The sequence below is a fragment of the Pseudorhodobacter sp. E13 genome (assembly GCF_003991405.1).
Lineage (GTDB): Bacteria > Pseudomonadota > Alphaproteobacteria > Rhodobacterales > Rhodobacteraceae > Pseudorhodobacter.
In genome coordinates, this window is record NZ_RPEN01000139.1 from 15,201 (window position 1) to 41,488 (window position 26,288).

General features: G+C 60.2%; 23 protein-coding genes. 5 read left to right on the forward strand and 18 right to left on the reverse strand.

Annotated elements, in window-relative coordinates; all coding sequences use genetic code 11:
• Positions 1–3: 3 nt before the first annotated feature.
• Positions 4–3,357 (reverse strand): calcium-binding protein, encoded by a 3,354-nt coding sequence (locus EGN72_RS19620; protein ID WP_158623118.1) that lies wholly within the window; start codon positions 3,355–3,357, stop codon positions 4–6.
• A gap of 283 nt (positions 3,358–3,640) precedes the next feature.
• Here EGN72_RS19620 and EGN72_RS02700 point away from each other — a divergent pair, with 283 nt between their 5' ends.
• The gene (locus EGN72_RS02700; protein ID WP_127045114.1) at positions 3,641–4,477 is read left to right on the forward strand and encodes a glycosyltransferase family 2 protein; all 837 of its coding nucleotides are present in this window, start codon (positions 3,641–3,643) and stop codon (positions 4,475–4,477) included.
• Positions 4,478–4,484: 7 nt separating this feature from the next.
• On the opposite strand, the gene EGN72_RS02705 is transcribed toward EGN72_RS02700, so the two are convergent.
• The 3 genes from EGN72_RS02705 to EGN72_RS02715 all read right to left on the reverse strand — a co-directional run bounded on the left by EGN72_RS02705 (position 4,485) and on the right by EGN72_RS02715 (position 8,715).
• Entirely contained in the window at positions 4,485–5,840 is a 1,356-nt protein-coding gene (locus tag EGN72_RS02705) for an MmgE/PrpD family protein (RefSeq protein ID WP_127045115.1), read from the reverse strand.
• A 190-nt stretch (positions 5,841–6,030) separates the two neighbouring features.
• Positions 6,031–7,482: a mannose-1-phosphate guanylyltransferase/mannose-6-phosphate isomerase gene (locus EGN72_RS02710; protein ID WP_370323142.1), complete on the reverse strand. Its 1,452-nt coding sequence runs from the start codon at positions 7,480–7,482 to the stop codon at positions 6,031–6,033.
• 66 nt (positions 7,483–7,548) lie between these two features.
• Positions 7,549–8,715 carry a nucleotide sugar dehydrogenase gene (locus EGN72_RS02715; RefSeq protein WP_127045117.1) on the reverse strand — a complete coding sequence of 389 codons (1,167 nt, stop codon included), beginning with the start codon at positions 8,713–8,715 and terminating at the stop codon, positions 7,549–7,551.
• Positions 8,716–8,949: 234 nt separating this feature from the next.
• Here EGN72_RS02715 and cysD point away from each other — a divergent pair, with 234 nt between their 5' ends.
• Both cysD and cysN read left to right on the forward strand, forming a co-directional pair.
• A complete protein-coding gene (gene cysD, locus EGN72_RS02720) occupies positions 8,950–9,840 on the forward strand; it encodes a sulfate adenylyltransferase subunit CysD (protein WP_370323143.1) in 891 nt (296 codons plus the stop codon).
• Positions 9,840–11,759 (forward strand): sulfate adenylyltransferase subunit CysN, encoded by a 1,920-nt coding sequence (cysN, locus tag EGN72_RS02725; protein WP_127045118.1) that lies wholly within the window; start codon positions 9,840–9,842, stop codon positions 11,757–11,759. Before cysD ends, cysN begins: the two co-directional genes overlap by 1 nt.
• A gap of 60 nt (positions 11,760–11,819) precedes the next feature.
• Here cysN and EGN72_RS02730 read toward each other — a convergent pair whose 3' ends face one another.
• From EGN72_RS02730 to EGN72_RS02740, 3 genes are all read right to left on the reverse strand, one after another.
• A complete protein-coding gene (locus EGN72_RS02730) occupies positions 11,820–12,896 on the reverse strand; it encodes a polysaccharide biosynthesis/export family protein (protein WP_158623119.1) in 1,077 nt (358 codons plus the stop codon).
• A 235-nt stretch (positions 12,897–13,131) separates the two neighbouring features.
• Positions 13,132–14,172: a ParB N-terminal domain-containing protein gene (locus tag EGN72_RS02735; RefSeq protein ID WP_127045120.1), complete on the reverse strand. Its 1,041-nt coding sequence runs from the start codon at positions 14,170–14,172 to the stop codon at positions 13,132–13,134.
• A gap of 121 nt (positions 14,173–14,293) precedes the next feature.
• Positions 14,294–15,685 carry an AAA family ATPase gene (locus tag EGN72_RS02740; RefSeq protein WP_199743686.1) on the reverse strand — a complete coding sequence of 464 codons (1,392 nt, stop codon included), beginning with the start codon at positions 15,683–15,685 and terminating at the stop codon, positions 14,294–14,296.
• 478 nt (positions 15,686–16,163) lie between these two features.
• On the opposite strand from EGN72_RS02740, the gene EGN72_RS02745 reads away from it, so the two are divergent.
• Positions 16,164–17,174 (forward strand): replication initiator protein A, encoded by a 1,011-nt coding sequence (locus EGN72_RS02745; RefSeq protein WP_127045122.1) that lies wholly within the window; start codon positions 16,164–16,166, stop codon positions 17,172–17,174.
• 45 nt (positions 17,175–17,219) lie between these two features.
• Here EGN72_RS02745 and EGN72_RS02750 read toward each other — a convergent pair whose 3' ends face one another.
• The 4 genes from EGN72_RS02750 to EGN72_RS02765 form a co-directional block, all read right to left on the reverse strand.
• Positions 17,220–17,804, reverse strand: a complete 585-nt coding sequence (locus tag EGN72_RS02750) for an SMC-Scp complex subunit ScpB (RefSeq protein WP_127045123.1) — start codon at positions 17,802–17,804, stop codon at positions 17,220–17,222.
• A 2-nt stretch (positions 17,805–17,806) separates the two neighbouring features.
• Positions 17,807–18,745 carry a DUF1403 family protein gene (locus EGN72_RS02755; RefSeq protein ID WP_127045124.1) on the reverse strand — a complete coding sequence of 313 codons (939 nt, stop codon included), beginning with the start codon at positions 18,743–18,745 and terminating at the stop codon, positions 17,807–17,809.
• Positions 18,746–18,990: 245 nt separating this feature from the next.
• Positions 18,991–19,284, reverse strand: a complete 294-nt coding sequence (locus tag EGN72_RS02760) for a CcdB family protein (protein WP_127045125.1) — start codon at positions 19,282–19,284, stop codon at positions 18,991–18,993.
• 12 nt (positions 19,285–19,296) lie between these two features.
• Positions 19,297–19,518: a type II toxin-antitoxin system CcdA family antitoxin gene (locus EGN72_RS02765; protein WP_127045126.1), complete on the reverse strand. Its 222-nt coding sequence runs from the start codon at positions 19,516–19,518 to the stop codon at positions 19,297–19,299.
• 22 nt (positions 19,519–19,540) lie between these two features.
• On the opposite strand from EGN72_RS02765, the gene EGN72_RS02770 reads away from it, so the two are divergent.
• Positions 19,541–20,599, forward strand: a complete 1,059-nt coding sequence (locus tag EGN72_RS02770) for a tyrosine-type recombinase/integrase (RefSeq protein ID WP_233587004.1) — start codon at positions 19,541–19,543, stop codon at positions 20,597–20,599.
• A 9-nt stretch (positions 20,600–20,608) separates the two neighbouring features.
• Here the strand turns inward: EGN72_RS02770 and EGN72_RS02775 are convergent, their stop codons facing one another.
• The 7 genes from EGN72_RS02775 to EGN72_RS02805 form a co-directional block, all read right to left on the reverse strand.
• Positions 20,609–20,962, reverse strand: a complete 354-nt coding sequence (locus tag EGN72_RS02775; RefSeq protein WP_127045127.1) for a type II toxin-antitoxin system RelE/ParE family toxin — start codon at positions 20,960–20,962, stop codon at positions 20,609–20,611.
• Positions 20,949–21,224, reverse strand: coding sequence for a type II toxin-antitoxin system ParD family antitoxin (locus EGN72_RS02780; protein ID WP_127045128.1), 276 nt, complete (start codon positions 21,222–21,224; stop codon positions 20,949–20,951). The genes EGN72_RS02775 and EGN72_RS02780 overlap by 14 nt, the downstream gene beginning before the upstream one ends.
• 169 nt (positions 21,225–21,393) lie before the next feature.
• Positions 21,394–21,669: a type II toxin-antitoxin system ParD family antitoxin gene (locus EGN72_RS02785; protein ID WP_127045129.1), complete on the reverse strand. Its 276-nt coding sequence runs from the start codon at positions 21,667–21,669 to the stop codon at positions 21,394–21,396.
• Between the two features lie 54 nt (positions 21,670–21,723).
• On the reverse strand, positions 21,724–23,004 hold the full coding sequence (gene repC, locus EGN72_RS02790) for a plasmid replication protein RepC (protein ID WP_127045130.1): 1,281 nt from the start codon (positions 23,002–23,004) through the stop codon (positions 21,724–21,726).
• Positions 23,005–23,164: 160 nt separating this feature from the next.
• The gene (repB, locus tag EGN72_RS02795) at positions 23,165–24,160 is read right to left on the reverse strand and encodes a plasmid partitioning protein RepB (protein ID WP_127045131.1); all 996 of its coding nucleotides are present in this window, start codon (positions 24,158–24,160) and stop codon (positions 23,165–23,167) included.
• A gap of 103 nt (positions 24,161–24,263) precedes the next feature.
• Entirely contained in the window at positions 24,264–25,475 is a 1,212-nt protein-coding gene (gene repA, locus EGN72_RS02800) for a plasmid partitioning protein RepA (protein WP_127045132.1), read from the reverse strand.
• Between the two features lie 494 nt (positions 25,476–25,969).
• On the reverse strand, positions 25,970–26,288 hold a 319-nt coding region (locus EGN72_RS02805), incomplete at its 5' end, for a DUF736 family protein (RefSeq protein WP_127045133.1).

Genomic DNA, 26,288 nt, shown 5'->3' on the forward strand with positions numbered 1-26,288 from the left:
CGCTTATCCGAAAAAGAAATCGGCCTCGCTCAACAGCGGGGCCCCTGTGATGTCGATGCTGAAATCGGCTGTGCCTGATCCGTTGAGATCAACCAGAACCCGACCGATAGCGGCGTTGTAAAACACATCTCCGGCTGTGCCTGTAAGCTGATAGACCCAATGCAGATCTGGGTGCAATTGGCTCAGGTCGATGCGATCCACGCCGGTTTCAAAATCGCGCAGCTGATCGCGGCTGCTGGAATTCGGGCTGTCCGCGGCGGTCAGCCACACGAATACATCGGCCCCCGCGCCCCCATCCAGCGTGTCCCGCCCTGCCCCACCGATCAGCGTGTCATTGCCCAGCCCCCCCAACAGGGCATCATTGCCATCACCCCCCAGCAGCCAATCCGCACCATCATTGCCGTAAAGCTGGTCATCGCCCTCATCACCATAAAGGCGGTCATTGCCTGTGCCCCCGGTCATCAGATCATTGCCGGCCCCGCCATAAAGCGTATCAAGGCCGGTGCCCCCATAAAGGCTGTCATTGCCATTGCCGCCCGACAGATAGTTTGTGCCGCTGTCGCCGCGCAGAATGTCATTGCCATCCAGACCATAAAGCGAGTCATTGCCGCTATTGCCGCGCAGGCTGTCATCACCGGTGCCGCCGACCAGCCGGTCATTGCCTGCCCCGCCGAACAATGTATCAACGCCCGTGCCGCCATAAAGCGTGTCATCGCCCGTGCCGCCCGACAGGTAATTGGTGCCGCTGTCACCGCGCAGAATGTCGTTACCACCATTGCCATAAAGCGTGTCATTACCCCCATTGCCGCGCAGGCTGTCATTGCCCCCCGCACCGACCAGCCTGTCATGGCCTGCCCCGCCGAACAGCGTGTCAACGCCGCTGTCGCCATAAAGCCTGTCATCGCCATTACCGCCCGACAGATAATTGGTGCCACTGTCGCCGCGCAGAATGTCATTGCCATCCAGACCATAAAGCCGGTCATTGCCGCTATTGCCCCTCAGGCTGTCATTGCCTGCCCCGCCGACCAGACTGTCATGCCCGGCCCCGCCATAGATCGTGTCAACGCCGGTGCCGCCATAGATCGTGTCATTGCCATTGCCGCCCGACAGATAGTTGATCCCGCTGTCACCGCGCAGAATGTCATTGCCATCCAGACCATATAGCCGGTCATTGCCGCTGTTGCCGCGCAGGCTGTCATGGCCCGCGCCGCCGACCAGCCTGTCATTGCCCGCCCCGCCGAACAGCGTGTCGACACCAGTGCCCCCGTAAAGCCTGTCATTGCCATTGCCGCCCGACAGATAATTGGTGCCACTGTCACCGCGCAGAATGTCATTGCCATCCAGACCATATAGCCGGTCATTGCCGCTGTTGCCGCGCAGGCTGTCATGGCCCGCGCCGCCAACCAGACTGTCATTGCCGGCCCCGCCGAACAGCGTGTCAACGCCGGTGCCGCCATAAAGACTGTCATTGCCATTACCGCCCGACAGATAATTGATCCCACTGTCACCGCGCAGAATGTCATTGCCATCCAGACCGTAAAGCGTGTCATTGCCACTGTCGCCGCGCAGGCTGTCATTCCCCTCGCGCCCGATCAGCCGGTCATTCCCGTCGCCGCCCAAAAGCGTATCACTCTCCGCGCCGCCATAAATCGTGTCATTGCCCGTGCCACCAGACAGCATATTGGCGCCGCTCGTCACCTCCAGAAGGTCATCGCCCGCATTGCCATAAAGCGTGTCATTGCCCTCGCCGCCATAAAGCGTGTCGTCACCGTCCCCGCCGCTCAGCTGATCGTTTCCGCCCCCGCCCGTCAAGACATCTGCCCCGGCCCCGCCATACAGCCGATCCTCCCAGGCGCTGCCGAACAGGCTGGCCCCGACATCATCGGCACGAAGCAGCATACCCGCTTCGGCATCATGAACCGCCGGATCAATCGGCACGAATATCCGGTCTGCCCATTGAAAACGGCCCCCGAACAGGCTGGTCGCGACAAGCGGCGTTTGGGTCGAGGTTACAATCTCCAGCCGGTAGTCGCGATAAGACAGGATCATCCCGGTAGAGGTGCTGGCCATCCCCAATGCCAGCGGGTCCCGCAGCATCGGCCAATCCGACAGGTCCAGCCGGTCCACCCCCACCTCAAAATCGGTGATCCGGGCATTGGTGCTGCTTGCGCGCAACACAAATATATCGGCACCGCTGCCACCGGTCAGGGTGGTGCGGCCCGGCCCCGCCACCAAGATATCAGCCCCCTCGGCGCCGCGCAGTGTATCCCCATCGACCCCGGCCATCAGAATGTCATCGCGCAGCGTTCCCAGACGGTTTTGGGCCGTAGCGGTGCCATTGGACCAATACTCCCCCACCGTGGGCGCAGACAGCGAAAACAGGCTTACCCCCGCCTCATTTTGTGACCCGACACTGACATGAACCGTGCTGCCGATGATATGCATGGCCAGCGATGACACATTGTTCAGCCCGGTCTGCACACTATCGGCCACAGTGTCCCGCCACAGCAGCCGCCCATCCGGCAACATGCTGAACAAGGAAATACCGTCATCCCCGCCCCCGACCAGAACCAGAACATGATGCCCGACCTGTGCCGTGGCTATGGCCTGCACCCCGCCAAACCGGGTTTCCAGCGTGTCGATCAGATGATCCGTCAGGATCAGATTGCCGGTCTCGGTCAATTGCAGCACCGAAAGCGAGGAACTGCCTGCGGCGCCAAGCAGAACAAAGCTCTGCCCCGCCACCTCCACGGTTTGAAGCGCGGTCGGAACGGCAATACCAAGCCCCTGATCAGCCCCCATCCGTGTGGCCAGATGCGCCCGGTCGGTGATCCCGCCCAGCATCAGCACCGAGAGTTCATTGGCCGTCTGATCGGCCAGCAACAAGAAACGGCAATCATTGACCTGACTGCTGGTCACGATCTGCCCATATCCGGCCCCGATACCAGCAGGCAGAAAGGACTCACACAGCCCAGCCCGTTGCAACAGCGTCAGCGCAGCCCCATCAACAGCACCGCCCAGCAGCAACCCCGCGGTTTCCAAGGCGTTCAGCCGGCTTTGCCCGGCAAATGTGCCATCATTGCGCAAGGCAAAGCCTGACATGCCACCCGTGTCAGAGCTGACAGTCACCACCAACCCCAAGGCGGTCTGAACCAGCCCCAGCACATCCAGACTGCCCAGACTGGTCGGCCCGGAAAAGAACGCCTGATCCAATGCCTGCCAGGTGCCGCCGCTGGTCAGACGGTAACTGGCCAACCCGCCGCCCCGCCCGCTGGAGGTCAGCAGAAAGACACCGTTGACCGTCTCGACAAAGCACAGATCGTCCAGCCCTGCATCCAAAGCCGCGTTCTGGCTCAAAAGCATCCTTTCGAAACGCAAGCCCATGTAACCACCCACTGCCCCATTGCAGTGGCAAGATGGGTCGCAACAAGGGCGGCCGGCGTCGCAAAATTGTGTCTGAACAAGGGAGTATTCCGTGAATTCAATTGAAATACGTTTCAATCCCGCGCCATACCGGCTGCGGCGGCGCGCCTCTGCCCCCTATCCGTCTTTCTGGGCGGGGGGCCGTTCCCGCACTGGTTTTGGCGGGCCCGACCGCATAGATTGACCGCAGCCCCCTGCCCCAAACCGGCTTGCCCCCATGCCCCGCCCCACGACGTCGATCCTCATGCCGATTTATAACGCGCAAGACACGCTGGCGCGCAGCGTTGGCTCTGTGCTTGGGCAAAGCCGTGACGATTGGGAATTGCTGCTGGTCGAGGATGGCTCTCGCGATGCAAGCCCGGCCTTGGCGGCAGATCTGGCCGCGCGCGATCCGCGGGTCCGGCTGCTGGTGCCGGGGGGCAATCACGGGGCGGCGGCGGCCCGCAACCATGGGCTTTCACAGGCTCGGGGGCGTTATATCGCCTTTCTGGATGCAGATGACCGCTGGCATCCCGACAAGCTGGCCCGGCAATTGGCCTTCATGCAGGAAAACCAGATCGGGCTCAGCTATACCAGCTATGCCCGGCTGACCCCGGATGACAAGCTGATCGCCCGCGAAACGGCCCCGGCACGGCTGGATTACAAAAGCATGCTTGGCCCCAACCGTATGGGATGCCTGACGGTGATCTATGACAGCCATCGCTTTTCGGGCCCGCAACCGATGCCCGATCTGCCCTTGCAGCATGACTATGCGCTTTGGCTGCGGCTGTTGCGGCTGGGGGGCCCCGCCTTCGGGCTGGATGAGACATTGGCGTATTTCCGGGTCGGGGTGGGAACGCTGTCAGGCTCCAAGCGCCGGGCCGTGCGCGACATCTGGAAAGTCTGGCGCAAGGAAGAAGGGCTGTCACGGGCCCAAAGCCTTGCCGCTTTTGCCCGCTATGCAGGCCACAGCCTGCGTCACCGGGTGTTTCAGCGCCCGGACCCGTCCGGCCTCACCTTCGGCGATGACACAGAGAGCAGCCCAGAGCAGCCCCCCTCCCCGCGCCGGGGCTGATGACCTGTCACAGCGCGTCGATGCTGTGCAACAGGCTGCCCGCCTGACCGGGGTTCAGAACCCGGTCGGCCAGCGCGGCGGCCTTTGTGGCGTCAAGCCCTGCGAACCCGGCCAGATCCAGAAATTTCGTCTCGAATTCTGCGGCGGTCAATGCGGTTTCAGGCTCTCCCTTCGGCAGGTCGATGCGGTCACGCAGGATCTGACCATCCCGGCAATGGATTTCGACCACCGCTGCCCGTTTGGCAGGCACAAGGGCCGTCAGTTCCGGATCTGCGCGCACATCGACCCGCCGGGTCAGATCAAGGATCTCCGGATCAGCCACATGTTCGGGCGTGAAAGCCGCCATGCCCGATTGCCCGGTGATCAAGGCCGCCGCAACGCAATAGTTCACGCTCATCTTTGCGGAATGCACGCCGGTGATTTCGGTATGGTCATGCAGATGCACCGCCATCCGGTGGGTGCTGACCGCAACCTTGGCAATCTTGTCCGGTGTAAGCCCATGCGCCTGACGCAGGATCAAGGCTGCTTCGACCGGGGCATGACAATGGCGGCAGGAGGCATAGGGTTTGACATAAACATCCCCCACGCAAAGCGTCCCGGTGCCCACCAGCGCCTCGGCGGTCTTATCGGGCTTGCCGGACATGACATGCAAATAGCCATGTTCACCATCCAGCACATCGGCAGGGCCTGCAAAACCCGCGACGGCCATCAAGGCGGCCGACAGGCCCGCCTGTGCCGCATGGCCCGCGTTGAACGGCTTCAGCTGGGACGCCCCGCGTATCACCTTCAACAAGCCTGATGCGGCCGTCGTTCCCCCGGCCAAGGCGGCATTCATGCCTGCCTTGTCCAGCCGCAAGGCCGCAGCTACACCCATGGCCGCCCCAACCGTGCCGCAAATCCCCGTTGCATGCAGACCGGCATCTTTGGCATCAGGCTGAACCGCGCGGGCCAGGCGCACAGCGGCCTCATACCCGACCACAATGCCCAGCAGAATATCTTCATCAGACAGGCCCGAGGCCTGCGCCTGTGCCAGCACCGCGGAAATGACCGGCGCGCCGGGATGCACCATCCCGAAACGGTTGCCATCATCCAGTTCGGCAACATGCGCATTGGTGCCATTCACCAGCGCGGCCAGCGCCGGGGCCGTCTTCAGACCCAGACCAATCAGCCGGGCCGGGCCAGCCCCCGCGCCACTGGCCGCCACCAGCCGCATCATGCGGCTGCGTTCCATTTCTGCCCCCGCAAGGGTGCAGCCCAGATAATCCAGCAGCCGCAACCGCGCATCTTGCCGGGCCTTGTCACTCAGCGGGTGGTTCTGGATATCCCAAAGGCCCGAAAGCAGGGTTTGTGTGGCATTGGTCATGGCAAGCGGCTCCGGCTTCAAAAACACCCGGCCCGAAACGGCAGCGTCCCGGGTCGGTCAGGGAGGGGCGCAGGCGGCAGCCCTTCTTTGCAAAAAGGCCCGCTGCTGCGCGGATGTCGCGCCTGTCTTACAGGCTGCACAGGCCCCCTGCCAGCAAAATTGGCCGGGCGTGCGGCAGCCCCCCAACCTGTCACCCCCGTTTGCCCTGACCGCGCGCATAGACATCTTCATAGCGGATGATATCGTCTTCGCCCAAATAGCTGCCGGTCTGCACCTCGATCAGCACCATTGGCACCTTGCCGGGGTTTTCCATACGGTGCACGGAGGCCAGCGGGACATAGACCGACTGGTTTTCCGTCACCAGCCGCTCTACCCCGTCAATGGTCACTTTCGCCGTCCCCTCGACCACGATCCAATGTTCCGCCCGGTGGTGATGGGATTGCAGGCTCAGCACGCCTCCCGGCTTGACCACAATCCGCTTGACCTGAAACCGCGGGCCGATCGCAAGGCTCTCAAACCAGCCCCAAGGGCGGTGATCTGTCGGGAAGTCTTCGGCCTGTGCGGCGCCTTTGGCCTTCAGCGCGCTGACCGCTTCCTTGACATCTTGCGCCTTGCTTTTATGCGCCACCAGAACGGCATCGGGCATCGCAATGGCGATGATATCGTCAAGCCCGATCCCCACCAGTTGCACGCGGTCGGATTCCGACCGCAACAGCGTATTGGAACAGCGGATCGCCGTAGCCCCCCCAAAACAGACAGTGCCCCCAGCATCCGGCTGACTATGGGCCCAAACCGCATCCCAGCCGCCCAGATCCGACCACGCAGCGGTAAAGGGCATCACCGCCAGATTGGAGGCTTTTTCCATGATGGCATAATCAATGGAGATATTGGGAACATCGCCCCATGTATCCGGGTCCAGACGGGTAAAGGACAAATCCTGTGCCGCACCTGCCACGGATTTGCCCACCGCTTCCAGAATTTCGGGCGCGTGGGCCTCGAATGCGGCGATCAGCGCCTTGGCGGTGAACAGGAAAATACCGGCATTCCACAAGAAATTCCCGGCATCGAGCATCTGTTGCGCGCGCTTGCGATCCGGCTTTTCGACAAAACGCGCCAAGGATTGCGGCACAGTCGCCATCGCATCCGCATCAGGGGCCAGTTCCAGATAGCCATATCCGGTTTCGGGATGCGATGGGGTTATCCCGAATGTCACCAGATCGCCCGCCTGCGCGCGCGCCATCGCGGCCCGCACCGTTGTGCGGAACCTGTCCGTATCCGGGATGACATGGTCTGACGGCGCGACCAGCATCAGCGCCTCAGGATCGGTCTTTGCCAGAACCAGCGCCGCCGCCAGAACCGCAGGGGCGGTATTGCGGCCCTCCGGTTCGATCAGCAGACAGCTTGCGGCGATTTCCGCGGCGGCAAGCTGCTCGGACACGATAAAGCGAAAATCATTCCCGGTCAGCACAAGCGGGGCGGCAAAACCTGCGCCTGACAAACGTCTGGCCGAGGCCTGAAACAGGCTTTCTTCGCCCAGCAGCCGCGCGAATTGCTTGGGATAGGACTTGCGCGATAAAGGCCAAAGCCGGGTCCCCGACCCGCCGCATAACAGAATGGGTGTGATATCTGGCTGGGGCATCATAAAACCTTGGCAAAAGCGTCAAAAGGAAAGGCACGACATGGGGTGACGATGACTCTGCTTCCGGCCTTAATCAACGCCGAACAGGTCCCGGGTAAAAACCTTGTGGAGAACATCGCCCAGATCCGCAGCGCGGCGGTTGCTGATGATCAGATCCGCTTCGGCCTTGAAAGAGGCCAGATCCCGGATCACCCGGGAATTGAAGAAGGCATCCTGCTGCATCGCGGGTTCATAGATGATCACCTCGATACCTTTTGCGCGCACCCGCTTCATGATGCCCTGAATGGCGCTGTGCCGAAAATTATCCGACCCTTCCTTCATCACCAGACGGTAAATCCCGACCACGCGTGGCGCCGCGGCGATGATCTGATCGGCAATGAAATCCTTGCGCGTGCGATTGCCATCCACCACGGCTTGAATCAGGTTTTGCGGAACCGTGCCGTAATTGGCCAAGAGCTGCTTGCTGTCCTTGGGCAGGCAATAGCCGCCATAGCCGAAAGACGGGTTGTTATAATGCGCCCCGATGCGCGGATCATGGCAAACCCCTTCGATGATCTGCCGCGCATCCAGCCCGTTTGCCAAGGCATAGCTGTCCAATTCGTTGAAATAGGTGACGCGCAGGGCAAGATAGGTATTGGCGAAAAGCTTGATCGCTTCGGCTTCGGTCGCCCCGGTGAACAGCACCGGGCACTCCTTGTCGATCGCGCCTTCGCGCAGCAGCGCGGCAAAGGTCTGCGCCCGCGGGCTGTGTTCGCCGACAACAATGCGCGATGGGTGCAAGTTGTCGTAAAGCGCTTTGCCCTCACGCAGGAATTCGGGTGAAAACAGGATATTGTCACATCCCGTCTCGGCTCGGATACGTTCGGTAAAACCGACCGGAATGGTCGAGCGGATCACCATCACCGCCTCGGGGGCGATGGCACGCACCTGATGGATCACCGCCTCGACCGAGGCCGTGTTGAAACGATTGGTCGCGACATCGTAATCGGTCGGGGTCGCGATGACCACGAAGGCTGCATCGCGATAGGCCTGCGCGGGATCGCTTGTCGCGGTCAGGCGCAGCCCGCCTGCCGCCAGATAGGTCTCACATTCCTTGTCGACAACCGGCGAGCGGCGGCTGTTCACCAGATCAACCCGGTCTTGCGAAATATCCATGGCCACGACATCATGATGTTGGGCCAGCAGGATCGCATTCGAAAGGCCAACATAGCCCAGCCCCGCAACGGCAATTTTCATAAGACCACTTCTTTCATACAGATACGCAAGCGCCGTATACCAAGCCTGCGCAGCTTTGTTAATAACGCAAGCGCCTTGCTGGCGGGGTCATTTTCGCCCCGCTTTCGGGGGAAGCCGCAGATTTGGGCTTGGACAGACGCAGGAAATTTGCGAGGTGTCACGGGCCATTTTCAAAGGGGCCTTACTGTGATTGATCCGGTCAACAACTCTTCCAATCCTCTCGGGCGGCAGAGCCTGACGCATTTGCAGCGTCTGGAAGCAGAGAGCATCCACATCATGCGCGAAGTGGTCGCGAATGCGGATAATCCGGTGATGCTCTATTCGGTGGGCAAGGATAGTGCCTGCATGCTGCATCTGGCGAAAAAGGCGTTTTACCCGGCACCGCCGCCCTTCCCCTTGCTGCATGTCGATACGACCTGGAAATTTCAGGAGATGTATAAGCTGCGCGAAAAGGCGGCCAAGGATGCCGGCATGGACCTGATCGTGCATCAGAACCCCGAGGCTTTGGCCCAAGGCATCAACCCGTTTGACCATGGCGGGCTGCACACCGACATGTGGAAAACCGAAGGGCTGAAACAGGCGCTGACCAAGTATAAATTCGATGTGGCCTTTGGCGGCGCGCGGCGCGATGAGGAAAAATCCCGCGCCAAGGAACGGATTTTCTCGTTCCGCTCGGCCAATCACCGCTGGGACCCGAAGCAACAACGCCCCGAACTTTGGAAACTTTACAACACCCGCAAGGCCAAAGGGGAAAGCATCCGCGCCTTCCCGCTGTCGAACTGGACCGAACTGGATATCTGGCAATATATCCATCTGGAAGGCATCGAAATTGTGCCGCTGTATTTTTCCGCCCCGCGCCCGGTGGTGGAATATAACGGCATGCTGATCATGGTGGATGATGACCGCTTTCCGCTTGCCAAAGGTCAGGTGCCTGAAATGCGCTCGGTCCGGTTCCGCACGCTGGGCTGCTATCCGTTGACGGGGGCTGTGGAAAGCATGGCCACCACCCTGCCCGAGGTTATTCAGGAAATGCTGCTGACCACCACATCCGAACGGCAGGGCCGCGCGATTGACCATGATCAGGCCGCATCCATGGAGAAAAAGAAACAAGAGGGGTATTTCTGATGTCTGCGCTTACACCCAAAGACCCCGCTTATGTCACCGATACACTGATCGCCGAGGATATCGAGGCCTATCTGACCAAACACCAGCACAAGACCATGCTGCGCTTTATCACCTGCGGCTCGGTCGATGATGGCAAATCCACGCTGATCGGACGCTTGCTGTATGACAGCAAGATGATCTTTGAAGACCAGCTTGCCAGCCTTGAAAACGACAGTAAGGCGCATGGCACCCAAGGCGCGGGTATTGATTTCGCGCTTTTGGTCGATGGTCTGGCCGCCGAACGCGAACAAGGCATCACCATCGACGTGGCCTACCGCTTTTTCGCCACCGACAAGCGCAAATTCATCGTGGCCGATACGCCCGGCCATGAACAATATACCCGCAACATGGTCACAGGTGCCTCTACCGCCGATCTGGCCGTGATCCTGATCGACGCGCGCCAAGGGGTGCTGACGCAAACCCGGCGCCATTCCTATCTGGTCAACCTGTTGGGCATCAGGAATATCGTGCTGGCGGTGAACAAGATGGATCTTGTCGGCTATAGTCAGGAACGCTTTTACGAGATTGTGAAGGATTATTCACATTTCGCTCAGCAGATCGGCATGAAAAGCTTTTTGCCGATGCCGATTTCGGGGCTGGCGGGCGATAATATCGTCACCAAATCTGAAAACATGCCTTGGTATCAGGGCCCGACCCTGATGGGCCATCTGGAAGAAGCCCCGATCAATGTGGCCCGGATGCAGGACGCGCCGTTCCGCATGGCGGTGCAATGGGTCAACCGGCCCAATCTCGATTTCCGCGGCTTTGCCGGGCAAATCTCGGCCGGGGCGGTAAAGCCGGGGGATGCGATCCGCGTGCTGCCGTCGGGCAAGACGACGACGGTAAAATCCATCGTCAGCTATACCGACAGTCTGGATATGGCGGTGGCCGGGCAATCCGTCACCCTGACCTTCGCGGATGAGATCGACTGCTCGCGCGGGGATGTGATCGTGCAATCGGATGCGCCTTGCGAAGTGGCCGACCAGTTTGAGGCCACGCTGGTCTGGATGGATGAGCATGAGATGCTGCCGGGCCGCGCCTATCTGCTGAAAATGGGCACCCAGACCATGACCGCCACCGTGACCGAGCCGAAATATGAGGTGAACGTCAACACGCTGGAACATATGTCCTCCAAGACCCTCGGGCTGAATGCGATTGGCGTCGTCAATATCTCGACCGATCGCGCCGTCCCGTTTGAGGCCTATGCCAAGAACCCCGATCTGGGCGGTTTCATCCTGATTGACCGTATGACCAATGCAACCGTGGCCGCAGGCATGGTGCATTTCGCCCTGCGCCGCAGCCAGAACATCCATTGGCAGGCGCTGGACGTGGACCGCGCCGCCCATGCCGCGATCAAGAACCAGAAGGCGCGGGTGGTCTGGTTCACCGGCCTGTCGGGTTCGGGCAAATCGACCATTGCCAATATCGTGGAAAAGAAGCTGCACGCGATGGGCAAACACACCTTCCTGCTGGATGGTGATAACGTGCGCCACGGGCTGAACCGCGACCTTGGCTTTACCGATGCCGACCGGGTGGAAAACATCCGCCGGGTGGGCGAAGTGGCCCGCCTGATGGCCGATGCAGGCTTGATCGTGCTGACCGCTTTCATCTCTCCTTTCGTGTCCGAGCGTCGGATGGTGCGCGAGATGCTGCCGGAAGGGGATTTCATGGAGGTCTTTGTCAACACGCCGCTGGAGGTGGCCGAAAGCCGCGATGTGAAGGGCCTGTATAAAAAGGCCCGCGCCGGCAATCTGAAAAACTTCACCGGGATTGATAGCCCCTATGAAGCCCCGGAACAGCCGGAACTGGTGGTCAATACGGTTGATCTGACCCCCGAAGACGCCGCCGAAAAAGTCATCGCCATGTTGCTGAACAGCTAAGCTGATGTCTTTGGGCAGGCCATTCGGATCGCCGCAGGGCGATCCGGGCGGCCTGCCCCGTTACAGGTTCGTTGCAAGCCCGACAGAACGGTTGACCAGAGAGAGTATGCTCATGGCGCCGCTCAGCGGGGATTCCGTGGCAATGATCACATCATCCGGGTTGATCTGAAAATTCCGGGCGGCAAAAAGGCCATCCGCGCTGCCCAGATCGAAGGTAAAGACCATCTGCTTTTTGCTGGGGCCCGCGCCATCACTGCGCAAAGCATGGTCGGAATATTGGCGCAGAACCAGAATGCTGCGGATATTGGCATGGGACTCGGACAGGCCATTCGCCAGGGATAGCGCCTCCAGCATGCTATGGGTGGCTTTCTCGAAATACACCGTCCGCTCGGCTCCCGTGGCCCCCAAAAGCACGAAACTGCGCGGATCGGATTCAACCATGATCCGGTCGCCCCGGCGCAGCATGATGTCCTTTTCAGGCGTGTGATACAGCGTATCGGCCAAGGCCGCGTAGGATTTGCCGCCGCGCTGCAACCGCACGACGGGGTTGCGCATGGCATCCGGAATACCGCCAGCCTCGGCCAACATCGACAACACCGTCAGACCGCGCGCGGCGACGGGATAGCGCCCCGGTTTTTCCACGCCGCTGACCAGCTCAATCGTATTGCTGTCGCCTTCGGCCACTTCAAGCTGCACCTGCGCGGAAGGCGCAATCGAGGCAAGCCGTTTCTGGATATCGGCGCGGGCAGCTTCGGGGCTCAAGCCCGCAATCTTGACCACATCAATATAGGGGACGAAAATGGTTCCATCCGGGCTGATCACCAGCCCGTTCATCGGCACCGCGCGTTGTTGCGGCGCGGCCAGCAAAGAGTTGTCCTGATTTTCCCAGATCGTCAGGCTGACAACATCCCCGGCGCGCAGCGTCCGAGATGGCTGGCTTTGGCCTTTGCCCGGCCAGGTCAGCCCCAGCCCCTTGCCCGTGGCGGGCCATCTGGACACGATGTCCGCCTGCGCCTTGGTCATTGTCACGATATCGAAATCAGCGTTTTCCTGCTTTGACTCCCGCAGGATGTCACCTTGCAGGGCTGCACCGCGCGGGGCAAGGCCGCAGGACATCAGCAGAGATGTGACGATCAACACGGAGCCGATTCGAGCCAAATATTGCACTTGCATCGCCTTCATTTGGGCTCGTTGAGCCGATACCGCTGCCTGTTGAGTCTGATAGCGGATGCACTGCATCACTTCAACCACTCCGGGGCAGACATGAACATCTGTGTGCCATTGTCGCACACAGGGTGAACTATAGGGCCGGGCCCAGGGCGCAGGCTATGAGCCCCCCGGACCAGACCAGAGATGTTTCGCTGCGAAACACTCATGCCTCGTGCTGCCCGCCAAGCCAGTCGACAAGGCTTTGCACGAATGCATCGGTCACAGCGCCCCCGGACAAGACCAAAGCCCCATCCTGCCGACGTTGAAGGCGCAGGGCGTCAAACTCTGCCACGATCGCGGTTTCGCGTGGCAAAACCGTCTCTATCGGCGCGGTTAGTGACGTTTTTTCAGGCGGGGCCGAGCCGGGTTGCAAGGTCTTTGCAATGACGGCTTGTTCCGCCAGCGCATCGGCAGGGGCGGCCTGCGCCAAAGCCGCGCGCAGGCGCGGGGTCAGCGCCGGGTCCTCGCGCAGCCGCTGCGCCAGTTCCAGCCCGCTGCGCTCGCTGATCTTTTCGGGAAACCGCACCGCACCATCCAGCGCCTGCACAACGCCCAGAAAGCTTCTGATCTTGGACCGCCGCGCCCGCGGAACAGAGCCAAACAGCCCGGTCAGAGCCTGTTCTTCACCATCGAACACCCCGGCCTCGACCGCCTTGATCACCACGCGCGCCCGTTCATAATGGCTCAGATTGGCGCGGATCTCGTTTTCCTCGACCATGCTGCGATAGGCATCTGCGGCATCTTCGGGGCGGCGCAACAGGGCCTGCACCACGGCAAAACGCGCCTCGCCTGTCTCAACATGCAGTGCCCGCAGCGCCTGACAGCGCCGCCAGCCGGACAACAGGCCATAGCCTGCATCACCGGGCAGGGCGACCACTTCGACAGGGGCCTGTTGCCCCCGCTCTGACAGGCTCTGTTTCAGGGCAAGCATGTCTTCAGGGTCCACCACCATCCGGTCGCGTTGCAGATAATCCAGCTTGATATCGTCATGGGGCAGGGCGATGACCAAACGGCCATCCTGCCGCGCCATGGCCCAGTTCTGCGTCATTTCCTCGAGCGCGGCGGCGGCGGAACTGTCGCGCGCCACATCGGCTATCGGGGCTGCCCGCCGGGCCACCCCCAGCGGAAACATTGCTTTTGTCTCTAATGCGGCCTCGGCGGCATAGCTGGGATCGGCGGGTGTTAAACGTCTGCGCTTGGCCATGCAAAGCCTCCCTTGATGGAAAGACACAGGCTGTCAGACCCATGTTGAAGGACCCTGAAACCACCGTTCACAGATGTTTCGCGGCGAAACACTCGCAAGCGGTGGCGGGCAGGGCAGAGGATCATTCGGCGGCCTCCTGTGCGGCCAGAACGTCACGCCGCCAAGCCCCTACCAGCAATTCCTTGAAGGCCGCATAGGTAGCGTCGAAAGTCTCGCGCCCGCGCACATAGGTTTCGCGGTTGAAGTCGCGGTAATCGGCCTCATAGATACCTTGCACCTGCTCCCCGGCCTGGCCGATCAGCGCGGTGAAATCCTGCCGGTGCAGCGCCAGAGTTTGCCCCAGATAGGCCTGCATCAGGGCGGCCAACTCGGCCTGTTGCGCCCCGTCATAGCGGGTGATCACGGCGCGCACGGCATCCCATTCAAAATGCAGCCCCGACCGGCCCAAGGCGCGCGCGGCCATATTCTCTGCCTCTTCGATAGAGCCGAATGTCGCGTGAAGCATGTCAAAAAACCGCCCCGTGGAATCGAATTCCAGAAAAGAGGCCCCCAGCGGAACAAGCAGAATATCTGCTGCCGCCAAACCGTTGATGGTCAGATAGCCCAAGGCCGGGGGCGTATCGAGAAAGATGACATCATAGCGATCCAATATCCCGTCAGCGGCCAGGGTTTCCGACAGCGCATCCCACAGCTTCCAGCCCCGCCCCTGCATCCGCCAGACCGGGATCTGAAACTCGGCCCAATAGAGGTTGAGCTGGGCACCGATCAGATCAATATTCGGCCAATGGGTTTTCTGGATCAGGGACCCGGCCTTGATATCCAGCGCCGCGCTCAGCGTATCGTCCAGCGGCTGCGGCGGCTCTCCCCGGTCCAGCCTGCGCTGATTTTCGTTTTGCTGATAGCGGGCATAGTGCTGGGCCAGAAGCGGGAAAACCGTCTGCCATTCATCCGCGATGCGCCCCCCGAAGATCGAGGTCATGGAGCCTTGGCTGTCCAGATCGATCACCAGCACCTTGTAGCCATCCAGCGCCGCCGACATGGCCAGATGCGCGGCGGTCGATGTCTTGCCAACGCCGCCTTTGAAATTTGCCACCGCCACCAGCTTGGCCGGCTGTCCTGCGGGGCGGTAGGGCAGATATTCCTTGGCCTTCGACCCTTCCTGCCCAAAATGGGCGCGCAGGCGCAACACCTCATCCAGCGTGAACCATTTGGCCCCCGTCGCGGTATCGCTGCGCCCTTGCGGCAGATCGGGATTTGCTTTCAGCACGCGGCGGAAATGGCCGGTCGCCACCGGGATCAGGTAGCGCGTGATTTCCCAGGTGGAGAATTGCCGCAAATGCCTGCGGCCGTTTTCTTCCAGCCCACGGCTTGCCAGATCGTTGCGCCCCGCCTCACAGGCGCGGGCGATGCTGCCAAAACCTGCCGTCGTTGAGGGTGCCCCGAGGGATTTCAAAGCGGTGTCAGGATCAATGTTGAAATAGGGAGGCTTTGTATTCGCTTGCGGTTTTTTCATTGGCCCTTGTCTTTGCCTTTCACCCAAGATTGGGGTGACATTGCCACCATGTGCGCAGTTTCCGCGAATATACTTGAAAATAGCGAACATGAAAGCTTTTTACGCACATCGCAGGGCTTTTCTGCGGCTTTTCATGGCTTTGGGCAGGTTCTGGCGCAGGTTTTTCGGCATGTGCGAAAATTTCTGGTTGTTATAGTCATGTTATTTATATGTTACGGGTATGGCCAGTTTTAATTAAGCCGCTGTATTCAATGACATTTTCTTGCAATCTGTGGCAAGTGGTGACTCTGATACCCCGTTGAAGTGACTCTGATCCTCCGTCTTTGCGACTCTGATCCCCCGAAGCGAATGCTTTACGCAGCTTGTGGATAACTTTAGGGTCGGTGTCATTGAAACCCCGATAGCGATTCACCGATAGGGCGCAAAAAAACGGGGGCAACGCGGCAGAGCAGGCCGTGACAGAGGCAAGGACGGCAGCATGGCGGCATTAAACCTTGGCGGGGCGCTGGAGCCGGTTCGGCATCCGACGGCGGATTTTTTCGTCTGCGACGTGTTTGGGGCCGCGCTGAAAGATGACCTTGGCACGATGGAACATCCGATCTTTTCGCTGTCCACCCGGCCTGACCGGCGGGTGTTGCGCTATGATCATAATGGCACAGAGATAGAAGTGGTTCCCAGCGTCAAGGGCCGGGCCACGATGCATGACAAGGATGTGTTGATCTTTTGCGTCAGCCAGTTGATGGCGGCGATGAATGCGGGGCGCGCGGTGTCACGCACCTTGCATCTGAAGGCGCATGATCTGCTGATCGCGACCAACCGCGATACCAGCGGCGATGCCTATACCCGATTGCGCGAAGCCTTTGAGCGCCTCGCCGGCACGCGTATCACCACCAATATTGCCACCGGCGGGGTTGAAACAACCCGTGGCTTTGGCCTGATCGAGGCGTGGGAAATCGTGCGCCGCTCGCGGGCGGGGCGGATGATCTCGGTGACGGTGACGCTGTCGGACTGGTTGTTTCGCGCGGTGCTGGCAAAATCGGTGCTGACGCTGAGCCGCGATTATTTCCGCCTGCGCAAACCGCTGGAGCGCCGTATCTATGAAATGGCGCGCAAACATTGCGGCCGCCAGCCCGAATGGCAGGTTTCCGTTGCCGTGTTGCACAAGAAATCCGGCAGCACCGCCCCGGTGCGGGTGTTCCGGGCCGCCATCCGCCAGATGATCGAGGCGGATCATCTGCCCGATTACACGCTGGAGGAACTGCCGGGCGACAAGATTCTGGTCTGCCGCCGCGGTCAGGTGATCGAACCGGGCAGCGGCCCACAGATCAGCCCCGATGCGCTGGAGGCCGCCCGCCAGCTTTTGCCCGGGGTCGATGCCTATGCGCTGGAAGCCGATTGGCGGGCCTGGTGGGTGGCGACAGGCCGCACCCGCTTGACGGCCCCCGATCAGGCCTTTCTGGGCTGGGTCCGCAAACAGGCGCAGCGTTAGCCCAAGGCCGGGTGGGCGCGCGGGTGGGGGCAGGGTCTGCGGCTGTCAATCTGTCAATCCGGCATCCTGTAGCTCTTCGCGATCGGGCAGGTCGCGCAGGCTTTCCATCCCGAACACTGCCAGAAAGGCTTGTGTCGTCACATAGGTATAAGGCGCCCCGGCCTGTGGGCTGCGCGGCCCTGTCGTGATCAGGTCCAGCGCGCGCAGACGTGCCAGCAGATCGCGGCTTATCTCTTTGCCAAGGATATCCTTCAGCCCGGCACGGGTCAGCGGTTGATGATAGGCAATCGCCGCCAGCACAGTGACATCGAACGTGGCAAGATCGAGATGTTGCGGGCCAATATCCGCCGCCACGCGAATGGCTTCGGCAAAGCGGGGGCGCGTCCGCATCATCCAGCCCTCTGCTACCTTGGCCAGCTCATAGGGGCGGCCCAGCAGATCTGCCTGAATATCCGCGATCAGCAGATCAACCGATGCCTCTGCCCCGACCACCCGCGCCAGATCGGCGCGCGGCACCGGGGCTGCGCTGGCGAAAAGCACCGCCTCGATCCGCCCCATCCATTCGCGCCAGCGCAGGTCTGGCGGCAGGTCTTTCAGATCGACATCCAGCATGGGTTTGCCTTTGGCCATGCTCAGACCCCATAAAGCCGGAACGTCGCACGTCCGGTCAATTCACGCAGCCCGCCCAAGCTGACCAACCGGTCACATAAGCGGCGTGCGGCCCGGTCGGTCATCGGCTGTGATGTGCCCATGACCATCGGGCTGAGCATGGCAGAGGGTGACACCGCATCATGGCTGAGAAACAGGGATAGCGCCGCCTCTGCCCCTTTTGCCCGCAGCTTTGGCGCAATGGCGCGCAGCCTTTCGGCCCGCGGCCCCAGATCGGCCATCATGCCAAGCGCTGTGGCACAAGCGCGGACCATGGCCGCGTGGCCATATCGCTCTGGGGTGCCGGTGCCCTGCGCAAGGCTGCGGATTTCCGTGCGTTTCAGATGGGCGGCCAGCAAGGGGATCACCCGATCCCATCTCAGCGCCTGTGCAAGGGCCACATCTGCCAGCATCAAGGCGGCCGCTTCCTGTCGGGGGAATTTTTGCAACAGGCCCGTCAATATATGCGCCGCGCCTGCAACCGCTGTGCCGGCCTGTCGGGTGGTGTCGGGCAGCGCCGCGACCAGCTGCGGGGGCAGCAGTTTCGCAACCCGCTCCATCCCCGCCGCTGTCGTCAGGTTGATCCGCGTCAGCCTGCGCCATGCCATGAACATATCGCCTGCGGGGCCCAAAGCCTCCTCCGGGCGTGCCAGACACAGGGCATCGCGGATCTCACAGACCGTGTCGCGCCTGTTTTCCAGTGCAAGACAGGCCACCGCCGCCTCAAGCGCCAGACGGTCGCGCAACAGCGCCGCCGGAACGAAAGAGGCCTGCGCGCGCAAGGCCCAATCCAGTGTCGCAAGCGCCGCGCCCGCATTAAAGGCAGCGGAGTCAGGCTCTTGGCTGTTTGCCGCAGCGATCCATTGCGGCAGCCGATATATGATCCGGTGTGTATCCAAGGCAGGTCTGGCAGGGGGGTGCATGGCATCATGCTAAATCGCCACGGCGCTTATAGCCAGAAAATTCCACTATATCCGCCGCATCCTGAAACCCTTTTTCATGTCCAATAAGTTTGCATTATCGGACATGAAAAGATATGCTCAGCGACATGTCAGAAAACTACGAGAAATCGAGCTCATCCGCGCCAAACGGGTCTTCGGTCAGCGAGGACAACGAGAGAGACACCGTGCCCGGCGAGGCTTTGACACTCACTTCCTTTAGGTCTGGATCACACGCCGTCGATCAGGATGTCCAACGCGCGCTTCAAGGCGTCGCGATGATCGGCCAAAGACCCAACCCGATCTCGCAATTCAGCGCCAGGAACGGCGGCGAGTTCCTGAACTCTGACAATCCACGTCGACCCGTTGTGCTCGACAGTCGGGGTGAGTCCGGGGAAGGCCGCATAACGCCCCGCCTCTCGCAAAGGGGCGACAATACGCGACGCGTCGATTCCGATCAGATCGGTTTGAAGATCCACGACAAGCTGCCCGCCGTTGAGGCAATAAAGATCGAACTGCGCCATCCCGACCTCGCTTCAGAAGCTGCGATAGCCCGCGAGGGGCAGACCCTCTTTGGCAATCTCCTCGGCATAGGCATTGATTGCGGGCTGGTTCTCTGCTCGCCAAAGGCGGTTACGCTCGACCTTCGCTGCCTCGATAATCGCCGCTTCGGCAAGACGCGACATGTTAAGGCCAAGCGACCGTGCTGTTTCAGCGACGTCGGCGTCCAGCGTCAGATTGACTTTCACGCGGCCCATATCAACCTCCCGGAGAATACGTATGGATAAAGAGTATACTTCAGGCGGCTTGCCGGAACAAGAACCATCGGAAACGATCACCCTTCCTTCCTTTATGGCTGGTTCGGGCACGCTCGATCGGCTGGTGGATACCGCGCGCGACTATGCGCGCGCCGCAGCTTCTGACAATACGCTGAAGGCCTATACCAAGGATTGGGCGCATTTCGCGCGCTGGTGCCGGATGAAGGGCGCGGAGCCTCTGCCCCCGTCGCCCGAAATGATCGGGCTCTACCTTGCGGACCTGGCGTCCGGAACGGACCCCTCCCCGGCCCTATCGGTCAGCACCATCGACCGCCGCCTGTCGGGCCTCGCCTGGAACTTTGCGCAGCGCGGCTTTGCCCTCGATCGCAAGAACCGCCATATCGCCACCGTGCTGGCCGGGATCAAACGCAAACACGCCCGTCCGCCGGTGCAAAAGGAAGCGATCCTGGCCGAGGACATCCTCGCGATGGTGGCCACTCTCCCCTATGACCTGCGTGGGCTACGGGATCGGGCCATCCTGCTGATCGGCTATGCAGGTGGTCTGCGCCGGTCTGAAATCGTCAGCCTCGACGTGCACAAGGACGACACGCCGGACTCAGGCGGCTGGATCGAGATCTTCGACAAGGGCGCCCTGCTCACCCTCAATGCCAAGACCGGCTGGCGTGAGGTCGAGATCGGACGCGGCTCGAAGGATCAAACCTGCCCCGTGCATGCGCTCGAACAATGGCTGCACTTCGCCAAGATCGACTTCGGTCCAATCTTCGTCGGCACCTCACGCGATGGCAAACGCGCCTCAGAAACCAGGTTGAACGACAAGCATGTCGCGCGCCTGATCAAGCGCACGGTCCTAGATGCCGGCATCCGATCCGACCTGCCCGAGAAAGACCGCCTCGCCCTCTTCTCCGGCCACAGCCTGCGCGCCGGTCTCGCCAGTTCGGCCGAAGTGGATGAGCGCTATGTCCAAAAGCAGCTCGGCCACGCCTCGGCCGAGATGACCCGCCGCTACCAGCGTCGCCGCGACCGGTTCCGGGTGAATTTGACAAAGGCGGCGGGGCTGTAGCCCCCTGCCCTACTCTGTCGGACCCGAAAGTAAGCGCGCCAACATGTGACGAATATGATCCTGCGCTCCGAAGAAGAGCGCGATCACGACAACGCAAGCTCGATCTTCGTCGGGCAGAAACCAGATCACCGTCTTCTCCAACCGAACGAAACGAAGATTCGCCCTGATGTCAGGCCGCAGCGTTCCGATGAAGGGCGATTTCGCCAATGTATCGATTGAAGACCGGATACCCCTGATCCGATCGGCCGCTCGATTGAGTGCGGCATCCGCGTCATCGCCGAGGTCGACATATGACCGCGCGAGATGGTCGAAGATCAGTTCAAAATCCCATTCTGCTTCCGCGGAAAACTCAAGTTCCCACATTGCTCGACTTCTGCTTGCGGGCAATCATGCGTTCTATGCGGGTATCCATTTCACCGGCAGAGATCATCGGCCCGGACATGCGTCGATCAACGAGTTGGCGCAGTGCAGCCACTTCTAATTCTTCAGCCTCATTCTTCTGACGTAGAAGTTCCAGACCCTGCTGGAGCACGGAACTGAGGCTGGAGTACTGCCCCGATTCTACCAGGGCGCGGGCAAAGCGCGCTTGCGGGTCTGTCAAGGAAATCGAAGATTTTACGGTCATGCCAAGGCTCCTTCTTTTGAAAGGTAACACCTAGTAGCACCGACTTCAAGTTCAGGATCGCCCGATGGCGTTTGAACGGCCCTGCTTCATAGACGCCTGCCTGCTTGAGACCGAATTTTGCTATCGTCCACCGGGGCAATCTCGACCAGGCTGGCCTCCGCGCGCCGGGTCAGCCGCAGGGATCGGCACATGAAGACGCGCGCGCTTGTCGAAAGGCCTGCCGGATCCCGTCATCACCGCTACCTTCGGCGAACTCACCCGCCTTTGCCTGCGCCAATCCTTCGAACAAGCCCTGTCGGATACCGGCGAGCTGGGCTTCTTCCTGCTCCAGCGGACGAAGCCCTGCGCGCATCGCCTCGCTGACGTTCTGGTAACGTCCGGACGCCACCAAAGCCTGCACCAGCTGGTCCTGAGTTTCAGTCAGAACGACATTGTGCTTAACCATCTATCGGTCTCCTTTGTTGACAATATTTGCCAATGACGCCTTTTGATCGACAACTCACGCCGCCTGCCCACTGAGCCTACCATAGAAGCTGCGCTCGAGATGCAGCTCCCCTGCCCCGGCTTTCTCTACCATGCCCCGCAGATAGCCGCCCGGCGAGGCAACCTCGCCCGCACTGTGCTTCTCGAAGACGAGGGCAAACGCGGCCGTGGCCACCTGGGTGCCCATTCGGTCCTGCGCCACGTTCCAGGCATGCTCAGAGATCCCGATCATCGGCCTGAGTTGACCGGCAACCCGGTGCAGATCGCCCCAATCCTTGAGGAATCCACCCAAATTCCGCGCCCAGGAAGCGAATTCCGGACAGGCCTGCATGATTGTCGGCAGATCGAGCGCTGTGCGCTTCTTGCGCACTTCGGCAACCCAGTCTTCCAGCTCCCTGTCAACCCGCTCTTCGGGTGCCGCATTGGGCACCACACCCGCCGCTTCCTCCTTTTCAGAGGAATTACTAGTTACAGGATTAAGTTGATTTGTAATTAGTATATGAGGTTCAGAAATGACCTCCCTGGGGTTCATTTTTTGAGTCTTCTCCATGACTTGGGTATCGTTATTGCCGGTGTTTTCCACAGGTTTCACCGCGACAGTCGCTTTGAGATAGGCCGCCTCAACCCGTTCCTGGAGTTCCTTGAACCATGTGAGCAAGCGCACCAGCTGTTCGGACGCTTCGTATCGGCGCGGTAGCCGGTCGAGAAGCTCCTCGAAAAGCCCCGTGAATTGCCTCCAGGGCCCGCGTAGCGCGCTGCTGACAGCCGCCTCGATCCGGGCTCGGATCATCCGGCGCGCCACAGTGATCTGGCGCTTCAGGCGCTGGCAGAGTTCGCGCTCGGCCTGCAACTCGGTATGAAGTCCCTCGAACTCCTCGACACGGGCGGAAAGCGGTGAAAGATCGAAGCCATAGGCCTCGACGATACGCCCCTCAGCGTCCCTGCGGCCCCACCGCTTGCCATTGGGGCTATCCTGGAAGGAGATCACGCCGATCTCAGCAAGACGCCGCGCGTGGCGCTTGAGGGCCGACAGGGAAAAGCCCGTCTGCTCCATCAGATAAGCGTTCGACGCCCAGACGATCGGGCGCTGCCCCTCCTCCCAGTCCTGGGCTTGCGTGAAGGCCCCGAGCGTGTCGAGGAGCAACATGTCTCCGGCCTTCAAGCCGATATGTGCCCCCACGCGCTTAAGTGCCACGAATGCCCGTGTTTTGGGTACTGCTACCCGTTCACCGGCTTGTGCAAGTTGCTCAGCAACCCCAAGACCCGGTGTCGGCTTGCGCCAACCTGTATGTTTCATGCCTGTATCTCACCTCCGGTTAGTTGGAGGCAAAAGAAAGCCGTTCGCTCAAAAGCGTTCGTTGTTGACAGTGAATCGTGGGAGAGGTATCTTCTAAGCGACCAAACTTTTCAGATTAGCTCTCAGGCCACGCTGCTTGGGGGCTTTTCTTTTGCCTAGATCATTGTTCCGACTGCTCCTCTTTTGTAGCGAGGAATTCGCTGTAGAGCTGATCCAGTCGACCGGAGAGAAAGTCCCCGAACTCGGTTGAATCTTGCGCCGTGAGCGAAATACTGAATGCCTTACCGGACCGCCCGATGACGCCTTTGATGCGGCCTTTGCCGGCGGTCCAGGTGCGTTTTTTGGGCGCAGCGCGTGCTTTACGGCGCTTCGGCGCCCTGCCGGCTTCTGCCAGTTTGCTGTGCAAGAACTCGAAGCGAGCATCACTATCGAGATGCTGAAGCCCGTCAAAGTCCAAGGCTTCTTTAAGGATCTTGTCATTCGCGGGCTCCGAAGCCAGCTTCTTGAAATCCTCCCAGCGATCACGTCCGATCTGCTTGGCTGGGCCAATCTGCTCGATAACATCCCGCGGAACGTTCTGAGCGACCGACAGCATGCGCGAAAGCAGTGTCCCATCAATGGTCAACGCAGCTTGGATCACATCCTTTGCCTGCCCCATATCCAAGAGATTTTTTGCGAACAGCGCCTTCTCAATGAACGAGAGATCTGCGCGCGCCGTATTTTCCTGCCCTTGAGCAAGAATGTGCGCCACATCGTCCATTGGTTTGACAACAGCGCGAACCATACGGTTGAGCGCCGACGCAACTCGCACACGGCGATGCCCGAAGACGATCATGTAGCGGCCGTCTAATTCCGGATGCGGGCGAAGCAATACTGGTGTGTCCTGGCGGCCGGCAGCGATCGATGCCTTCAGTTCATCGAACGCCTGGTCGTCATCGCTAAGGCGATCTGAGACAAAGGACACGTCGATCAATTGTGGATCGATCTCCACAATCGTTTCCCCTTCGAGGAGACGCTTCGAGTTCTCCGCGAGGCTGTCGATTGAAACTTTCATCGACTTCGAAGCGCCGCGCATTGCGTATCCAGAGCGGCCAGAATCCTTGGGTTGCTCCGGGGGACCGCTCATGACGCTTTTCAGGAGGTCTTTCCGAGCCATCAAGCCATCTCCTTTTCGTCAGAATCCAACCGACGCACACCAAACATTTCGACAGTTGCACGGCTGTCAAAACTGGCGCTCTGCACGGCTGTCAAAACCACAGTCATTCTCGCCCCCAAGCCTTGTGGATCAGCTCCGCGATCTCGTCGTTCACGTCGTTCAAAGAAGTGACAGCGCGATCATATGTGGTCCGGACGAACTGCGACCGCTCGACTTCGTAGAGCGTCTGCTTTGTGATCCCTGCGTCGGATATCGCGGTTGATTTCAACACCGGAGCCGACAGCATCTGATTTGGAAACATGGCCTGGAGGAACCCGACCATCTGCTTTTGGGGGCCGTCCGTCGGTTCAAATCGCGTTACCAGATAACGGAACCACTTCAGGCGCATGTTTGCTCCAGCGTCTCGGATCGTCTTCATGATCCCGCCCAACATCAGAAGAAACTGGCTCATCGACATGACGTCCAGCATCTGAGGATGGACGGTCACAATCACCGAAGATGAGGCCGTCAGAGCGGTGAGCGTCAGGTAGCCCAACTGAGGGGGGCAGTCGATTACGACCACATCATAGCGCTCATCGACCTCGCCGAGCGCTTTGGATATCCGAGTGAAGAAGGTTCGGCCCTCATGGGGGTCGCTGCTCGTCAGTGCAACCGGGGTATCATATTCGTACTCTTGCAGTTCGAGGCTTGCCGGAACGATATCCAGATTTGGAAAGTTTGTCGGTCGGATTACGACGGAGATGGGCTTGCGCTCGTCATCATACCGGAGGGTCTCATACAACGAAGGCACGTTGTCGAGTTCAGGCTGAATACCGTGCAAAGCTGTCAGCGAAGCCTGAGGATCCAAGTCGATCGCAAGAACGCGATGCCCCTTCAGCGCCAAATGCTGAGCTAGATGCGCTGCGGTGGTGGTCTTCCCGCTGCCCCCTTTGAAGTTCACGACAGACACAACGTGCAACTCTTCGCCTGGCTGTCGGTAGGGCACATATCGACGCTTGCCGGGCCGACCATGTTTGTCCAGATAAGCTCTCAGCTCGAGCATCTGCTCCGCAGAGTAGCTACGCCTTCCGGATGACGACGTTTCAGGTTCGGGGCCTTTGCCCTCGAGGTGAAGCTTCTTGATGGTCGACTGGGTTACGCCAAGATAGTAGGCAACCTCCGCCAGCGAAAACTGACGTAGACCTTTCTGGGCATCTGGAGGATACTGTTCCTGCCGCAACATATTGAGACGGTCAGAAATCAACTCTCCCTGCTGAAGGATGATCTCGTCGAAGGGTTGATCCTTCGTATCAGCCGTAAATGACCTATCTCGCATCCGCCTGCCCTCTAAATATCGCTTTTTCAGCGAATTCGCTCTTTAAAGTGTCATCTACACGGAAAAATGAGTCTTAACAACGATTTTCACCGAGAGGTTCGAACCCACTCGATGCACCAGACGGCTTAGATGCGGCGACAACCTGTAGCTATCACGGAACACCGCGACTCAATATATAGGGACAATAGCGACATCTTCGACGCAGATTTTGGGTAATGCCTCACGGCGATGACTCTCTAACCATCTGTTTTATATTGAATTTATGCGACTGCACGGCTGTCAAAACACATGCAGATCTAGGACTCGAAACGCCCGACGGTACCTCGAAACCTAGGGTGCCAAAACGAACAGTACCGGCCGGGTCATACAAACGGACTATGATCATTTGCTGTCGTTCCGCTCTTCAATCACGGCAGACCAACATATAACCAAGTCGCTTCAGGGGCCTAGAAGGCAGCGGAAATCGGCTGGGTTGCCCCAGCCGATTCTTTGCGTCACGCGGCGTCTTTGGGACCCCAGGGGATAACGGCCTGCAGGGACAGATCGTCCTGGTTGGCGGCCTTGCCGAGGTTGGCGTTGAAGCCGTGGTCGCGGATGGTCAGCGTGTAGTAGTCGGCGCCGGTCTCCTTGTTCTGCTTCTTCCAGATACCGCCGCACTCGACCAGCTTGCCGCGCGGGGAGCAGCCGAGGACGCGGTGCGTTGGGGCCATCGGGTTCGTGCTCGCGACGGGTTCGACCGTGATGTCGAGGTCGAAGGTCAGGGTCGAGATGGAGCCGACGCCCTTGGCGGTTTCGATGTCGGCGCTGGTGAAT

Excerpts from the sequence above, each read along its gene's own strand:
- cysN (WP_127045118.1), top strand. The coding sequence starts at position 9,840 with ATGTCTGCGCTTACACCCAAAGACCCCGCTTATGTCACCGATACACTG.
- EGN72_RS02745 (WP_127045122.1), top strand. The coding sequence starts at position 16,164 with ATGGCGGCATTAAACCTTGGCGGGGCGCTGGAGCCGGTTCGGCATCCG.
- EGN72_RS02780 (WP_127045128.1), bottom strand. The coding sequence starts at position 21,224 with ATGACCGTAAAATCTTCGATTTCCTTGACAGACCCGCAAGCGCGCTTT.
- EGN72_RS02710 (WP_370323142.1), bottom strand. The coding sequence starts at position 7,482 with ATGATGCCCCAGCCAGATATCACACCCATTCTGTTATGCGGCGGGTCG.
- EGN72_RS02700 (WP_127045114.1), top strand. The coding sequence starts at position 3,641 with ATGCCCCGCCCCACGACGTCGATCCTCATGCCGATTTATAACGCGCAA.
- EGN72_RS02735 (WP_127045120.1), bottom strand. The coding sequence starts at position 14,172 with ATGGCCAAGCGCAGACGTTTAACACCCGCCGATCCCAGCTATGCCGCC.
- repA (WP_127045132.1), bottom strand. The coding sequence starts at position 25,475 with ATGCGAGATAGGTCATTTACGGCTGATACGAAGGATCAACCCTTCGAC.
- EGN72_RS02760 (WP_127045125.1), bottom strand. The coding sequence starts at position 19,284 with ATGGCGCAGTTCGATCTTTATTGCCTCAACGGCGGGCAGCTTGTCGTG.
- repB (WP_127045131.1), bottom strand. The coding sequence starts at position 24,160 with ATGGCTCGGAAAGACCTCCTGAAAAGCGTCATGAGCGGTCCCCCGGAG.
- EGN72_RS02775 (WP_127045127.1), bottom strand. The coding sequence starts at position 20,962 with ATGTGGGAACTTGAGTTTTCCGCGGAAGCAGAATGGGATTTTGAACTG.
- EGN72_RS02765 (WP_127045126.1), bottom strand. The coding sequence starts at position 19,518 with ATGGGCCGCGTGAAAGTCAATCTGACGCTGGACGCCGACGTCGCTGAA.
- EGN72_RS02705 (WP_127045115.1), bottom strand. The coding sequence starts at position 5,840 with ATGACCAATGCCACACAAACCCTGCTTTCGGGCCTTTGGGATATCCAG.
- repC (WP_127045130.1), bottom strand. The coding sequence starts at position 23,004 with ATGAAACATACAGGTTGGCGCAAGCCGACACCGGGTCTTGGGGTTGCT.
- EGN72_RS02715 (WP_127045117.1), bottom strand. The coding sequence starts at position 8,715 with ATGAAAATTGCCGTTGCGGGGCTGGGCTATGTTGGCCTTTCGAATGCG.
- EGN72_RS02755 (WP_127045124.1), bottom strand. The coding sequence starts at position 18,745 with ATGCACCCCCCTGCCAGACCTGCCTTGGATACACACCGGATCATATAT.
- EGN72_RS02785 (WP_127045129.1), bottom strand. The coding sequence starts at position 21,669 with ATGGTTAAGCACAATGTCGTTCTGACTGAAACTCAGGACCAGCTGGTG.
- EGN72_RS02750 (WP_127045123.1), bottom strand. The coding sequence starts at position 17,804 with ATGGCCAAAGGCAAACCCATGCTGGATGTCGATCTGAAAGACCTGCCG.
- EGN72_RS02770 (WP_233587004.1), top strand. The coding sequence starts at position 19,541 with ATGGATAAAGAGTATACTTCAGGCGGCTTGCCGGAACAAGAACCATCG.
- EGN72_RS02740 (WP_199743686.1), bottom strand. The coding sequence starts at position 15,685 with ATGAAAAAACCGCAAGCGAATACAAAGCCTCCCTATTTCAACATTGAT.